Annotated in this window: 10 protein-coding genes and 3 pseudogenes; 7 read left to right on the top strand and 6 right to left on the bottom strand. The window is 55.2% G+C overall.

The features are described 5' to 3' along the window. The first annotated feature begins 179 nt into the window (after window positions 1–179). The gene (locus ACNY69_RS12950) at window positions 180–1,382 is read left to right on the top strand and encodes a multidrug effflux MFS transporter (RefSeq protein WP_418798608.1); all 1,203 of its coding nucleotides are present in this window, start codon (window positions 180–182) and stop codon (window positions 1,380–1,382) included. Here the strand turns inward: ACNY69_RS12950 and ACNY69_RS12945 are convergent. After that, a complete protein-coding gene (locus ACNY69_RS12945) occupies window positions 1,367–1,618 on the bottom strand; it encodes a hypothetical protein (protein WP_418798988.1) in 252 nt (83 codons plus the stop codon). The genes ACNY69_RS12950 and ACNY69_RS12945 overlap by 16 nt on opposite strands. 255 nt (window positions 1,619–1,873) lie before the next feature. Continuing rightward, on the bottom strand, window positions 1,874–2,767 hold the full coding sequence (locus ACNY69_RS12940) for a LysR family transcriptional regulator (protein WP_293772178.1): 894 nt from the start codon (window positions 2,765–2,767) through the stop codon (window positions 1,874–1,876). 275 nt (window positions 2,768–3,042) lie between these two features. Here ACNY69_RS12940 and ACNY69_RS12935 point away from each other — a divergent pair. After that, window positions 3,043–3,309 (top strand): annotated as a pseudogene (locus tag ACNY69_RS12935) (methyl-accepting chemotaxis protein); the annotation flags it as partial. 22 nt (window positions 3,310–3,331) lie between these two features. Here the strand turns inward: ACNY69_RS12935 and ACNY69_RS12930 are convergent. Continuing rightward, window positions 3,332–3,703, bottom strand: a pseudogene (locus ACNY69_RS12930) (methyltransferase domain-containing protein); the annotation flags it as partial. Between the two features lie 343 nt (window positions 3,704–4,046). On the opposite strand from ACNY69_RS12930, the gene ACNY69_RS12925 reads away from it, so the two are divergent. Together ACNY69_RS12925 and ACNY69_RS12920 are read left to right on the top strand one after the other, a co-directional pair. Continuing rightward, window positions 4,047–4,187 carry a hypothetical protein gene (locus ACNY69_RS12925; RefSeq protein WP_293772175.1) on the top strand — a complete coding sequence of 47 codons (141 nt, stop codon included), beginning with the start codon at window positions 4,047–4,049 and terminating at the stop codon, window positions 4,185–4,187. Between the two features lie 200 nt (window positions 4,188–4,387). Then, window positions 4,388–5,074, top strand: a complete 687-nt coding sequence (locus ACNY69_RS12920; RefSeq protein WP_418798605.1) for a ZIP family metal transporter — start codon at window positions 4,388–4,390, stop codon at window positions 5,072–5,074. A 226-nt stretch (window positions 5,075–5,300) separates the two neighbouring features. On the opposite strand, the gene ACNY69_RS12915 is transcribed toward ACNY69_RS12920, so the two are convergent. Further along, entirely contained in the window at window positions 5,301–6,326 is a 1,026-nt protein-coding gene (locus ACNY69_RS12915; RefSeq protein ID WP_293772169.1) for a zinc-dependent alcohol dehydrogenase family protein, read from the bottom strand. 102 nt (window positions 6,327–6,428) lie between these two features. Here ACNY69_RS12915 and ACNY69_RS12910 point away from each other — a divergent pair, with 102 nt between their 5' ends. Then, window positions 6,429–7,349, top strand: coding sequence for a LysR family transcriptional regulator (locus tag ACNY69_RS12910; protein ID WP_418798602.1), 921 nt, complete (start codon window positions 6,429–6,431; stop codon window positions 7,347–7,349). 98 nt (window positions 7,350–7,447) lie between these two features. Here ACNY69_RS12910 and ACNY69_RS12905 read toward each other — a convergent pair whose 3' ends face one another. After that, the gene (locus ACNY69_RS12905) at window positions 7,448–8,350 is read right to left on the bottom strand and encodes a pyridoxal-phosphate dependent enzyme (protein WP_418798599.1); all 903 of its coding nucleotides are present in this window, start codon (window positions 8,348–8,350) and stop codon (window positions 7,448–7,450) included. Between the two features lie 209 nt (window positions 8,351–8,559). Between ACNY69_RS12905 and ACNY69_RS12900 the strand changes: the two genes are divergently transcribed. Both ACNY69_RS12900 and ACNY69_RS12895 read left to right on the top strand, forming a co-directional pair. Then, window positions 8,560–9,306 carry a biotin--[acetyl-CoA-carboxylase] ligase gene (locus ACNY69_RS12900; RefSeq protein ID WP_366509710.1) on the top strand — a complete coding sequence of 249 codons (747 nt, stop codon included), beginning with the start codon at window positions 8,560–8,562 and terminating at the stop codon, window positions 9,304–9,306. A 780-nt stretch (window positions 9,307–10,086) separates the two neighbouring features. Next, a complete protein-coding gene (locus tag ACNY69_RS12895; RefSeq protein ID WP_418798596.1) occupies window positions 10,087–13,314 on the top strand; it encodes an autotransporter domain-containing protein in 3,228 nt (1,075 codons plus the stop codon). A gap of 241 nt (window positions 13,315–13,555) precedes the next feature. On the opposite strand, the pseudogene ACNY69_RS12890 reads toward ACNY69_RS12895, so the two are convergent. Further along, a pseudogene (locus ACNY69_RS12890) lies at window positions 13,556–15,080 on the bottom strand (hypothetical protein); the annotation flags it as partial.

Below are 15,080 nucleotides of genomic sequence, written 5' to 3'. Positions count from 1 at the left end.
GATTTGGTAATCGGTCCCTGCAGGGCCTGATTAAGTGCCTGTCAGAATCCTTCTTTCACTGCTTTAGCTCTTCACAACATTCATGAATGTTATTCATAGTCCCTATCCTCCCGCCTGCGATTATCTGCACGCACAAACCCGTTAACATATCCTTATCTCTTCATTTCTAACGGATTACCATGCTTAATCAACAGGCAAGTGCGCAGTCGGCTACAGCTAATAAAACCGGTCTGTCGTTTCTACTCATTCTCAGCGCCCTGATGGCTGTTACCTCTTTATCAACCGACATCTATCTTCCGGCTATGCCCGTCATGGCCAGAGATTTGCAGGGTAATGCAGAGCTGACAATAACAGGGTTCCTTATCGGCTTTTGCATCGCACAACTGATTTGGGGACCGATTAGCGATCGTTACGGGCGTCGTCGGCCGTTATTTATCGGCTTAGGTCTGTTCATCATCGGCTCGGTGGGCTGCGCGTTATCAACAGATATCGTGCAAGTCGTCTTCTGGCGTGTTTTTCAGGCGTTAGGTGCCTGTACCGGTCCGATGCTGGCACGAGCAATGATCCGTGACCTGTTTAGCCGCACTCGTGCAGCACAGATGCTTTCAACCCTGATGATTATTATGGCTATCGCGCCCATTGCGGGTCCACTGATCGGCGGGCAGATGATTAAGGTCACCTCATGGCATACCATTTTCTGGCTGCTGGCGATTATCGGAACATTGATGCTGATCTCGTTATTCTGGTTAGCGGAGACCTTACCGGCTGAAAAACGTTCGCAAGCCTCCGTAACCAGAGCCTTTCAAAACTATTATGCCTTGTTAACTAACGCCAGATACATGCGGTTTACTCTCTGCCTGATGTTCTATTACGTCGCGGCTTACGCCTTTATTACGGGCTCTCCGTTTGTTTACATCACCTACTTCGGTGTTGATCCGCAGCATTACGGCTGGCTGTTTGCAATAAACGTTTTAGGATTAATGGCTGTAAGTATGGTCAACAGACGCCTGGTTCATCGTTATCCACTGGAAACGTTGCTCAGGAATGCCGTACTCATCGCCACTATTGCCACAATAGTGCTGGCGGTCGCGACCGGGCTGAAGGCAGGTGGCATTACCGTGATTGTCGGTGCTGTATTCGTATTCTTCTCCATGAATGGCATCATCGCTGCAACATCAACAGCTTGCGCACTTGACGCAGTGCCTGACGTTGCAGGCTCTGCATCGGCACTGATGGGAGCGTTGCAATATGGCAGTGGCATCATCTCTTCACTTCTTCTCGCTCTGTTCAGTGATGGAACGCCATGGACGATGGGCTGGATAATTGCGTTGTTTACTGCGGCCAGCGCCTTAATGGCACTGACCGTTCAGCTAAAAAAATAAAACTTTATTATTGATGCCAGACGACACTTGTTTATAAAGCTATTCGCTCTTCCCTGTAACTCAGGGAGGAGGGGCGTTTTATCTGGCATTCCAAAAGAAATAACGTATAGCAGACTGACGCCCTCAGGAATATTTACTATCCGCCATACCGTTTTGGCAGAATAACTCAGTGTTGTCTGTGGAATGGCTGCGTAATCATGGGCTGCCAGAGAAAGCAGAAATGCCTGTGCATACATCCCGGCATCAGAGGCAAGGCGAACATTGTCCCGGAGTGAATAACAGAGCAACATGAGTCGCCCCGAATAACATTGCGTTGCGTTCTACCACTTCTGAGCGGCTTAAGTTATCCCCCGCACAACATCCGATTATGAATCGAACCAGATAACAGGCGCTTGAAACGATTAAAATCGCTGGCGAACGTTACTCTCCTGAACACCAGGCTCGCGCAGGCCGTTAATACCCGGACGAGTCCACCGCGTATGGCGGACCCGTTATTCCGAGTAGCGAAGTGCATCGATCATCAGCGCAAAAGCGGGCGGATGCTGCTTACGGCTCGGGTAGTAAAGATAATATCCGGGGAAAGACGGACACCAGTCCTGCAGAATCTGAATAAGCTCTCCTGACTTTATATAATCCTGCACCCTGTCTTCAGGTATACAGGCGATGCCAAAACCGGATAACGCAGCATCGATCCTTTCCGCCTGCAAATTAAACGTTACCTGCCCTTCCACTCTGACCCGTAACGGTTTCCCTTCCTTCTCAAACTCCCAGTGATAAAGTCCACCGGAAGTCGGCAGGCGCATATTGATACACCGATGATTTTGCAGCTCGTGAGGTGTTTCGGGCACAGGGTTAGCGGCAAAACAGGATGGTGCGCCAACCACAGCCATACGTATATCTGGTCCAATCTTCACGGCGATCATATCTTTATCCACGCTTTCACCCAGACGGATCCCGGCATCAAAACGCCCTTCGACGATATCGACAAAGCCGTTATCAATCACCAGTTCGACATTAACTTCCGGATACTCATTGAGAAAGGGTTTTAATTTCGGCCATACCAGACTTCGCGCGGCATGCTCCCCGGCAGATAAACGGATATTGCCGGAGACGGTACCATTCACTTGTACGAGCGACTCCAGCTCCTGTTCAAGATCGGCGATGCGGGGTTCAAGGCAGGCAATAATTCTCTCACCGGCTTCCGTAGGCGCAACGCTTCGGGTCGTACGGGTCAGAAGACGGATATTCAGCCTTTCCTCCAGGGCCTTCATCGCGTGGCTGAGTGCCGACTGAGAAACCCCAAGCTTGCCCGCTGCTTTGGTAAAACTTCGCTCCCTTGCTATCACCAGAAAGATTTGCAGCTCGTTGAAGTTCTCTTTCAGCATCGACGATTTCCTTATTGAGGCATTCCCTTCAATGCACACTTATGAAGGGTGTTCACAGACACCATCATCTTAGCCCTGTTACTGACAGTAATGATAATTAATATTCTGGCTGCGTCGAAAATAAGTCTTAATTATCAGTAATTTTTTCATAGCAACACTCACCGCCGGGGCGACAGAAAGCATTGGTCTTCATGTCGTGAATACCGTTATTGAAGTGCAGGGCCTGGCAATACAGGAGAGGCGAAGTAATTCATCTTAACGGCTTCAGAAGCAGGATCGCTCAGGGCAACAGTGAACTGTCGTCGCGGACAGAACCGCAGGCCGCCGCGCTGCAGGAGACGACAACCAGCATGGAACAGTTAACCGCCACCGTGAAGAGAAACACCGCCGGAGCAGAGCAGACCGCTCAGTCCGCCCGAGGAACCGCACAGCTCGCCCTTTAGGGCGGGGCGGACGTTCAGTTGATGTCTGCGACCATGCAGGAGATTTCCGTGAGCGCCACCAGGGTTCGTGACATCACGTCTGTCATTGAAAGCATCGCAGACCGGCAGAGGCCGCATCAGGCTATTGCTTCACTGAACAGACTATTGTGGCGTGATCCCACCCTTTATTTTCATTCACCGTCAGCGCCTCCACACTGAAATGCGCGCGCTCAATTTCATCCGTTAAATCCGTGAGTGGCATCAGCGTTCGCCAGGGCCGCCCCTCTTTCAGTAGATGATGCCTGTGGGGATCATATGTGCTCCTGTCCTCAGAGTAACGGGGAGTTCCACACATAGAACCGATCACAAACCGTCCACCGGGCCTGAGCAATCTTTTTACCTCCGCATAAAAGCGTCTGCGCGCGTCATCTATCAGGCAATGTAAACAGCTGCCATCAATAATCAATTCAAACATAGCGTCTGTGCAGGGGTGAATGTCGCAAACATCATCCACAACAGGCCGCTGCACCCTCTGCCCGAATTTGCCTGTAATATCTTTCATAAGGATTCATTTCAGCGATACCTTAAGCTCTGCACGCTGGCATCCACGGTAAAAAATATTTATCTGTCAGTGAAGCGATACAGCCATTCCTCACAGTTGATAGTAAACCTTCAATCTCTGCGGCAGGATGCCGCAGACGTTGTACTTCTTTGCATTCATTGACCGCAGAGCGTTTTGAAAAGCCGTTGCCGCTGAAAGAAGGTGCTATTCGGGAAAGAGTAAATAAAATCCTGACTATCACAATCAGAAGAGAACAGCTATAAAGGAGAGGACATTATTCATACAAGGAAAGGTTATGAGTATCAGCAGAGTGTTACTGGTCCTGGTTTTTGCCGCCTGCCTGGCAATGTTAGTGAAAGCGGGGTCCGTTCATTTCACCGACTATCTTGATGGTAAAATTGATAATCAGATAACCAAATGGGCTGATGGTAAGTAACGCTTAAAGCAATCTGAACGAAGAGGTTGCACTCGTGCGGCCTTTTTTATTGATCACGCGTGGATAATTCCGCACCATGCTCCCCCCTGAACGCTCTCCTCTGCTGACTGATGTGAGGGTTCGAGTCTCTCTTCTGCTTTCACCGTCCGGGATCAGACTTTACCGGTGACGGGTGACGCTTTATTAAAAAGGACCCCCTGATGTTTCTGACTCTTCTCTATACCCTTTTTCCGGTCACGGCTGCGATAGCGGGTGCGAGTGTCGCCCTGTTTCGCCAGCCGGGTGAAAAGGTGATGAGCCTGATCCACCATTTCACGGCGGGTGTAATATTTTGCGCAGCCGCGACAGAAGTGCTGCCCGGCCTTAAACAACATTCGATGATGGCCGTTGTCGCGGGGGGTGTTACCGGTGTGGTACTGATGATGCTGATCCAGCACTTTGGCGAAAAAGCGGCCAGCCAGAAAGGGATGCTGATTGCTATTGGTCTGGATATTTTTATCGATGGTCTGGTGCTGGGGATCAGCTTCGCGTCGGGGGTGAAAACCGGCATCATGCTGACACTGGCGCTGACGCTTGAGATCCTGTTCCTTGGTTTGTCGGTGGTGGAAGAGTTGCGTGCCCTGCTCGGCAGCGCATTTAAGGTTCTTCTGGCGGTAACCGGTATTGCCCTGCTGCTGCCTGCTGGCGCAATGGCGGGCGCACCCGTCGCCGATCTGGGTGAATTCTGGCTGACCTACTTTCTTTCATTTGGTCTGGTGGCGCTGCTCTACCTGGTAACCGAAGAGCTGCTGGTCGAGGCGCACAAAGGCGATCGGGACACTCCGCTGGGGACAGCGATGTTTTTTGCAGGCTTTATGATACTGATGCTGATTGAAGAAGGGCTCTGATCGGCGGCCGTGGTGTTGCAGGTAATCATTCACGATAACTCCCGATTCCGGTTCACTGCCGCTGAATCAATCGTCCCCCGTCCGGCATTAAAAAAGCGTCCCTGAGGACGCTTTCGAATTCTCAGCAAACCTTTACCGGGTGAAGCCCTCCGGTTACTGCTACAGACTGTATGACTTCCAGGTTTCGCCATCTTTATTCCGCTTCGGCTGCGATTTACCCGGGAGCTTAGCTGAGCTCGATGACGATTTTCCCGAAGGGTCCGCGTTCAAGCGCCGCCAGCGCCTCCGGCAGTGCCCCGAAAGAGAAGGTGGAATCGATAACCGGTTTCAGTCCGATCTGATCCACGGCGCGGGTCAGATCGTCCAGCGCACGACGATGTCCTACACCGATACCCTGAATAACAGGGGATTTGAGCAGCAGTAATCCGCCGGGCGCGGCGGTATCCTGCGTATCCATCATCCCAATCAGGGAGATGCGGCCCTGTGAGGCGACCGCGCGCACAGCGTTTGCAAAGTTACGACCGCCCACGGTTTCAACGACGTGATCGATGCCGCGATCGTCTGTCAGGCGGTGAATGGCCTCGACCCACTCCTCTTTATGGCGGTTTATCGCATGATCGGCCCCGAGTGCCAGCGCCGCAGCCAGCTTCTCATCACTGGATGAGGTCACGAAGACTTCTGCCCCCAGGGATTTGGCAATCTGCAACGCGAATAGCGACACGCCACCGGTGCCCTGCACCAGCACGGTTTCTCCCGGACGCAGGCCGCCACGTTCAACCAGCGCAAACCAGGCCGTCAGACCGGCACAGACCAGCGTGCTGGCCTCGGCATCGGTCAGCGTGAGCGGGGCCCTGACCAGCCAGTTTTCATGCATCACCACATATTCGGCCAGCACACCCTGAATCCCATAACCCAGTGTGTTGTAGTGGGGTGCTCTGGCGTTATTGTGCAGCCTGCCGTCGATCCAGTCGGCATTAAACGAGGAGATGACGCGATCGCCGGTATGGAAACGGGTCGTGCCGGGTCCGACAGCCTCGACCACGCCTGCCATATCGGAACCCGGCGTCAGGGGCATCACCATGCCTTCCCCCATCCTGCCCTCAATAATGGCGTTATCACGGTAGTTGAGCGCGACGGCGTTCACCCGCACCAGCACCTCATGGGGACCGGGCTGCGGAATATCGGTGTCGATCAGTGTCAGGGCAGAACGGCCAGGCTGGTTTAACGTCCAGCGTTTCATGGTGCGATTCACAGGAATTTCTCCGGGCTGATAACAGAAACCGCATCCTAACACTGCCATTAAGGCGACAGTGGCGATACTATTTCCCCAAATTGATTCCTGAATGGCGACAATATGAAAAGCGAGATGAACACTCTTCCGATCTTTGTGGCTGCGGCGGAGTCGGCGAGTTTTTCACAGGCGGCCCTGAAACTTCACGTCACCCGCTCTGCGGTGGCTAAAACCATTGCCAGACTTGAGGAGCGGCTGGGCGTCACGCTCTTTAACCGCACCACCCGCAGCCAGAGCCTGACGGATGAGGGCACACTTTTTTATGAGGCCTGCCGCCGGGCGCTGGCTGAAATCAGCAGCGCGGAGGAGATCCTGGAGGAGGGAAAACTGCGGGTCAGCGGGAAACTCAGCGTCTCTGTGCCGGTGCTGTTCGGCCACCTCTGTATTTCGCCCCTGCTCTATGCACTGGCGAAAGAGCATTCCGGCCTGGAACTGGAACTCTCATTCAGCGATCGCCCGGTCGATTTAATTGAAGAGGGATTTGATCTGGCCGTCCGCATCGGCACACTCTCTGACAGCAGTCGCCTGGTTGCCCGTAAACTCGCCTCGCATAGCATGGTGCTCTGCGCGTCTCCCGACTATCTCCAGCGGGCCGGAGAGCCGGCATCACCGGATGCGCTGAGGGATCATGACGCGGTTGCCTATATCCGTTCTGGACAAATGCTCCGGTGGCGCTTCATAAACGAGAGCGGCGGGATCGTTGAGATGCTTCCGCCCGCCCGCTTCAGAATGGATGATATGCAGGCGGTCAGGGATATCACGCTGGCGGGCGGCGGGATTGCCTGGCTGCCTTACTGGCTGGTGCGGGATAACCTCATCAGCGGCGATCTGACACAGCTCCTGAAAGCGTGGCGGTCGGAAAATCAGAATGTCTATGCGGTCTGGCCTCATACGCCACATCTCTCGCTGAAGGTCCGGCTGGCCGTGGACAGGCTGGTCAGCGCGTTACCGGCCATGATGACTGCGGCAGAAAGCCCGATCTGATCCCATGTGCGGGCATCGCGTTCAGTCAGCGGCGGCATGTCAGAAACGCACCTGCCACCGTCCGGCCAGTTCATCCGCTGAACAGAGGCGTTGGCTGTTCAGCCGGTGATGTCTGCCAGCGTCACAGAGGCACCCCCGCAGACAATGACCAGAACGTTATCTTCAGGATTAAACGTCACTTTGCGATCGTACAGCAGTGACAGCGACACGCCGCAGGCGGGCTCTGTCAGCACGCGGTGATCATCGAGAAAGCGACGGCAGGCCCTGAGCGCCTCGTCATCTGAGACGACTCTGCTTCTGACATCCAGCCGGGTAGCCACGTTGAACACATTTTCGCACACCTGGCTGGCGGCCAGGGTGGTGGCGATACCGCTGACCTTATCCAGCCTGACAAGCTGACCGGCCTTCAGAGAGGCGTTCAGCGAGGCCGTGCCTTCGGTTTCCACCGCGTAGACAGGAATATGGCTTAACTGGTGATTGTTCAGCCCTTTCGCGATGCCGGATAACAGGCTGCCACCGCCCACAGAGAGGATCACCGCATCCGGTCTGACGCCTTCGCTTATTACCTCATCCACCAGAGAACTGATCCCTTCCCATAAAAGGGGGTGGTCAAAAGGGTGCACATAGACCTGCTCTTCTGTCGCCAGCGACAGGGCGTAATCGTTGGCTTCACTCCAGATTTTTCCATGAACGATTAGCCTGGCGCCTTCCTGCTCAATCAGCTCTCTGGCTCTGGCGGAGGTGGTTTCCGGTACCACCACGGTGACGGGTAATCCCAGCCTGCGGCCACTGTGCGCCACGGCGATGCCTGCGTTACCGCCGGAGGAGCTGATAAAACCTTTCGCGCCCGTCTCTGCATAGTGACGGCATACATGCCCTGCGCTTCTGAGCTTAAACGAGCCGGTCGGCTGCGACGATTCCATCTTGAGCCAGACGTGGCTGCCGCAATGCTGACTTAAAGGCAGTGAATGTATCAGAGGGGTTCGGATAGCGATGTCCATGAATTTTGTCCTTATGTTTTCACCCGTGACTGCGGGTTCAGGCGTAACAGAGCATTCCTGATCGATGGGGAAAGCACAAGAGGCATTAACGTTATCGGCTCCCTGTGCCCTTATCCTTGCAGCATGCGCGTTAAGCTGCGCGCCCGACATCACCCCATGAACGTTGCCCGCCTGTAAACCAGACTCGAAAAACAGAGTTTACATAAGGTATGATTGCGCACTCTTTATCTTTCTATCTGTGTGTTATGCAACTTATTAAACTCAAGAGTGTTGACAGTACTAACACTGAAGCCAGACGTCGTGTCCACTCAACAGGCAGGATGAACTTTGCCGTTTCGGCTGAAATGCAGACGGCTGGCCGGGGGCGCTTTAACCGTGTGTGGCAGACACCGGAAGGCAATATTGCTGTAACGCTGGTGGTTCCCCGACCGGAACAGCGTCAGGATATCGCCTCTTTGTCGCTGGTGGCGGGCCTGGCTATCCACGATGCGCTGAGTCTTTACATCAGCGATGCCGATATCCGCATTAAATGGCCCAACGATATTCTGGTGAATGGAGCCAAAATAAGCGGAACGCTGATTGAAGCCGACAGTAAGGCGCTTTACATCGGTATCGGGATCAATCGCGTTGCCGCGCCTGCAGATGTCCCCTATGCCACCGCCACCCTTGAGCAGTTCAGCAAAAACAGTGCCGACCAGATTCTGGAGATGCTTATTGCCCGCTGGCAGGACTACTTTGAAATCTGGTCAGAAATGGGTTTTGCTGCACTGAAAAATGCCTATGAAACCCGCATGTATGGTCTGAATGCGCAGGTCACGATTTCGCTGGATGCCGAAAAATCGCTGAAGCATACCGGCGAATGTCGCGGTATTGATGAGAACGGCAATATATTGCTTGAGAGCGGGGATAATGCTGTTCAGGCGTATAATTATGGCGACATACTGATTCTGGATTAATTCTCGCTGATTTCCGCTTCTGGCTCCCTGCCCCGGTCAGGGCATCGGGCCAGAGCATTCGGAAAATAAATGACCTTATTACGAACAGGCACGTACCTGCCTGGACTAAGCGTGCTGCTTCTCAATTGTCATTACGTAACAATCAATTCTCAGATTTACTCAAAGCAGAAGTGCCTCACTATTTTCTGCGGCCTTTTTTTGCCCCTGCCTGAACCAGACCAGGCGCTCTCCTGTCTATTTTTACTCTATAAACAGACGCATTATCTGTTGACCACGTTCTCAGCCGCTTTCCTGAATCCCATTTAATGACGCATTCCTTTTTTTTCTCTTGCTCTGACGGGCAGGCGCACATCCTTCCCTGATCCATCTGTTCCTGCTGCGGATGCGTGCATTAACTATTTGAGTTTTGCGACTTCATGCCGATGTTAAAACCACAAGCATAGGATTCAGCAACCGTCGCTGTAGCAGTTCACGCTGGCTGTCAGGCACGCCATTGCATGATGATTTTCAGATTAACTTTCCTGACTGACTTTGGGGTAATTGATGGCGCAGACTTTGTCTTTTAAACGTTTAGCTGCAAACGTGCTTTGCATATTGCTGTTGTTATGTTCAGCAAATCGGGCACTCGCGCTTTCAAATGGTTGTGCAGTCCTTAACAGCTTATCGGGCTCCTCTTCGCTTTCCTACAGCGGCAACAGATATCCGGCCACAGACTTCGCCCCCGGCGATACTCTGACGCTCAGCTTCACCGATAGCGGCACAGGTGTGGGGCTTCCCCCGATGAATACTGACAGTGTGAGCCTGGCCCGTAATGACCTGAGTAATGCCCAGACTTACAATGCGACAAACTCGACAAGTAACAGCGCGCATAATGTTTCAATTACCGTTCCTTCGGGCAGCCTGGAAGTTTATGGTCTTGCGGTTCGTGCCACAACGTCACATGGACAGATAAGCAATCTGGTGTTTACCTGCACCAGCGCCATTACCGCATCCAGTGACGCAACCCTTGCCGGGCTGTCGCTTTCGTCAGGCTCGCTGTCGCCTTCGTTCAGCTCCCTGACCAGCAATTACAGTGCGTCGGTCACAGACAGTGTGACATCCATCTCCGTCACGCCCGTAGTGAGTGAAAATCATGCTACCGTCAGCGTCAATGGTCAGATCGTCGCTTCAGGCTCCGCCACGCCGGGCATTGGCCTGACGACAGGCAACAACACTATTTCTGTGGTGGTTACTGCACAGGATGGATCGACCCGCGCCTACAGCATCACGGTAAACCGCGCAGAGGCACCGCCCGTCTCGGCTGACAGCAGCAGCACTGTCGCGTCCGGCAGTGTGAATAACCTGATACCGCTGGCCCTGACTGGCGGCACACCTGCTGCCGTTACCCTCGTCACGCCACCTTCGCATGGTACCGCCACCCTCTCGGCGTCGACGGTCACTTATACGCCTGTCGCCGGCTTTTCCGGCAGCGACAGTTTCACATGGCATGCCTCAAACAGTGGCGGGACATCCTCCGATGCCACAGTCTCGCTGACTATCAGCGCCCCTGTTCTCACGGTGTCCCCTGCTGCGGGTGCGCTTCAGGCAGCGACGGCTGGCACCGCCTGGTCGCAGACATTGGCTGCATCCGGTGGCACCGCACCCTATACCTGGACCAGCACCGCGCTTCCGCCGGGTATCACATTAAATTCCGCATCAGGAACCCTGTCAGGAACGCCCTCTGTGGCAGGCCACTATAACTTTCGGATCGCTGCCAGGGATACGCTGGGTGCTACGGGCAGCACTGATTATCTGTTGATCGTCAATAGTGCACCACCGGTAGCCAGCGACAGTGCAGCCACTGTCGCTGCAAACAGTAATAACAACCCTGTCACGCTCAGTTTGTCCGGCACAGTCACCTCCGTGACTCTCGTAGACATGCCGGTTCACGGCACAGCAGTCGTCAGCGGCACAGTCATTACCTATAGCCCCGCTGCGGGTTATGTCGGTAACGACAGCTTCACCTACACTGCCGCAAACAGCAGCGGTTCCTCGCCTCGCGCCCATGTTTCACTCAGTGTCTCGCCGATCCTTTTAACTCTGTCGCCAGCGAGTGGCGCTCTGCCACCGGCAACTGCAGGAAAAAACTGGAGCCAGACGCTCAGCGTCAAGGGTGGTAATGGCCCTTACTCTTTTAGTGCCGCCAGCCTGCCCGCCGGGATAACGCTTAATGCGTCGACCGGCGTTCTGTCAGGTTCACCTGCCGCTGCAGGAACCTATACCTTCCAGATTTCAGCCGTGGACAGTTCCGGATCCAGCGGCACAGCAAGCTACACGCTGGCTGTAAATGCCGCGATGCAACCCCTCCTGCTGATGCAACCCGGACGCGGCGCACTGCCTCCGGGTGTTGCAGGAAAAATGTATGCTCAGACTTTCAATGTAAACGGGGGCGTGGCGCCTTATCAGTGGCAGCTTAACGGGCCGCTACCTGCCGGACTGACGTTTGCTGACAGCCAGCTTAGCGGTACGCCGCAGAGCAGCGGTAATAGCGCCTTCACTATTCAGGTTACTGATGCGACCGGGAATACGCTGCAAACGGCATACACCCTTGAGATTGGTGCTGCTTCTGCCGTTGCGACGGATCACAGTGCCACGCTCAACGCGGGTCAGTCCGTTGCGATCTCACTTACCAGCGGCGCTACCGGAGGGCCGTTCACAGGCGCACAGCTTCTTGACCAGCCGGAACGCAGTACAGGCACTGCCTCTGTGCGCGCTACCGGCGCAGACTACGAGCTGCTATTCACCGCAGCGGCTCAGGCCAGTGGAAGCGTCGTTCTCAGGTATACGCTGAGCGGCCCCAGCGGAGCGACCGAGCCTGCCCGGATCCTGCTGACGATTACGGAACGTCCCAATCCGGCCCGGGATGCCGACGTTATAGGTATGGTCAGTGCGCAGTATCGCGCGGCACAAAGTTTTGCTCGTGCGCAACTGCATAACTTCAGTGACCGGCTTGAGCAGCTACACAGCGGCGCAGATTTGCCCTCTGATATGAGTGGCATTCGCTTCACGATGCCCTCATCGCGACCAGAGCAGGATGCCGATCAGAAAATATGGGCCACGGCCTGGCAACATCAGCGTCCGCTCACAGACAGCCGTGCAGAACCCTACCCGTCGTTGCCTTTCACACCGTCGCAGCAGGCTGACCGTTTCTCTTTCTGGACAGGCGGCTACATTGACTTTGGCAGCGATAAGGACAATGGCATACGTTTCAGTCACACAACGGCGGGCATCTCCACCGGGGGCGATTACCGGATTACGCCCGCGTTAACCGCTGGCATGGGAATGGGCTTCGGACGCGACGTCAGCGACATTGGCGATAACCGTTCAGAATCCAGCGGGCGGGCATTCAGCACTGCGCTCTATGGCAGTTATCATCCCGGCACTTTTTTTGTCGATGGGCTGCTTGGACAGGGGCAGATGAGCTTTGACAGCCGGCGTCATGTTAAAGAAAACGCGGCAGAGGCGCGAGGCAGTCGCTCAGGACGCCAGATATTCAGCGCGCTGACATCCGGTTATGAGTTTCGCTCAACGGATACACTGATTTCACCCTATGCCCGTCTGCAGTATTTCCGGACCAGACTGGATGGCTACAGTGAAACCCGCGCAGGTGCCTTCAGCCTGGCCTATGCCCCGCAGACCTTCTCGCAGGTCATCACGGGCGGAGGCCTGCGCGGAGAACGCGCGGTTCCTGCCCCATGGGGGGTCATGCGCCTGCAGGGTCGGCTGGAGTATGCACAGATGCTGAATCACACGGGTGAGGCCAGGGTAGGCTATGCCGACACGGGCAATGATACCTGGCAGGTGCCGCTTACAGAGCAGAGCCGCCAGAGTATGACGATAGGGACCGCCATTGATTTTCTGTTGCCTCACAATATCACCCCGGGTCTCGCTTATCAGGCTACGCTGGGTCTTGACGCCGCGCGTTCACAGGATCAGATGCTCATGTTTCGTCTGAATATCGGCTTCTGAAGACTAAACGACCCATGCTGAAGGATAAGGGCGGCCCGTTTTCCTCTGCCTGAATCCCGCCTGGGCAGTTAAGGCGGTGGTGATCGAATAGTTCACCTGCCATTTCCCGCGAGATCAAGCTGACAGCCTGATTTACATCAGGCTGAATAACGGGATGAAGGGTTGTCTGCCTGAAATGGCAGTCAGAACGTAGTAGAAAGTGCAAACAGGCCGGGGCGAAAATCCGCCCCGGCAGTCAGGATCACGCCAGATGTTGAAGCTGATTATGCTGGTTCAGGATATCAGCCAGTGAACCCTGATGGCCGACAGAACCGCTGGGGTAGAGATCGGCCGGTTGACCATCCAGAGCACGCGGTGCCGCATCGTGCCAGACGCCGCCTTCAGTATCACTCAGCGTGACCACGTTGCCATCCGCGCTTTTTACCGAGAGTGCCTCGTGGGTCGGCTCCGGCAGATCGGTCTGCGCTGGCGTGACACTGTAACTGCTGAAAGCGGCCAGATCGATCGCCTCGTGGTTTTCTGCCTTCAGTCCGAGCTGGGCAAAGTCCAGCGTATCGTGCGTATCATTCAACGGTAGCGTGTCGTGGCCTGCCACGTTGTCCGGCCGGGTGAGCAGATTCGTCAAGGAAAACGTAAAGTCGTCACTGTTTTCTGACCCGAAGACGCTGACGGCCTCAGTTGCAGGATTCGGTGCCTCAACATGAGCGATGCCTGCGCTGCTGCTATCCTGAATAGCGGTCGTCTCCTGGCCCTCCTGGGCTACCGCAGCAAGAGTCACCTGCGAGTCCCCCCTTTCCGCCGCCGCGCTGTGCGAAACGGGGTTAACATCTCCATCAGCTCCGCCAGCGATCAGCCTTTCTCCGCTCTGCGTGGACGTTTCCGCCTCAGTGCTTTCAGGCTGATGGGTCCGGGTCTCCTGACGTGTGACCAGAGTCTGGCTTTGATGCTCCCCGGCGTTCACCGTAAAGAGAGCATCGGTTTCAGTCGTTCCCGCCAGTGGCTGATCGTGGCTGGCCTCCGCATGAATCGGGGGACTGTCGCTGAGATGTTTAGCCGCCGCTTTCGGCGCACAAGCCTCCACCTGGAAATGGGTCGTCATCACTGCCTTGTGGCCTGCTGCATCCGTCGCGGTGACGACGATATCGTGCTGGCCTTTGCCAAAACCGGTTTTCATCATCACCGGCGTCAGGGAGAGGCTCCAGTGACCGTCGTCGCTGACGGTTGCAGCGTGATGCTTCCCGCCAATACTGACCGTGACCGTCTGACCGCTGCCGCTGGTGCCCGTGGTGCCGGTCAGCGTCTCAACCTCTTTTTTCTCCGCGCGACTCAGCAGGCCATCGCCAAAGGGCGTATCCATGGCAAGGACTGGCTCGCTGCCGCTGTCCGTGACTGGCGTGGTCAGGTCGGCCGTGACGTAACCAGCCTTTTCAAACCAGTTTCCGGCGCCGTCCAGCACGCCGAACATCAGGTTATTCCCTCCCTCAGAGAGTTCGGCGGCGCTGATTTCCGCCCGCCAGCTGCCGTCTGCCTGAATGACTGCCGTGTTCCAGTGGAAAGTATCGTCAACCTGCACCGAGAAACTTTTCAGCGGCAGCGGCGCTTCCATCGTGCCGCTGAGAACGTACCACGTCTCACCATCATGCTGCACGGCATCCGCCAGCGTCACCGGGTTGACGGTCACCTTCGGGATGCTGCTGTTGTAGTGGGTGATCAGCAGCAGGTCGTGGCTCAGGCTGGTAGTGTTGCCGTTTGCGTCCGCTGCGCTG

Source organism: Pantoea graminicola (genome assembly GCF_048452665.1).
GTDB lineage: Bacteria > Pseudomonadota > Gammaproteobacteria > Enterobacterales > Enterobacteriaceae > Pantoea.
This window is presented reverse-complemented; position numbering and strand designations above follow the sequence as displayed.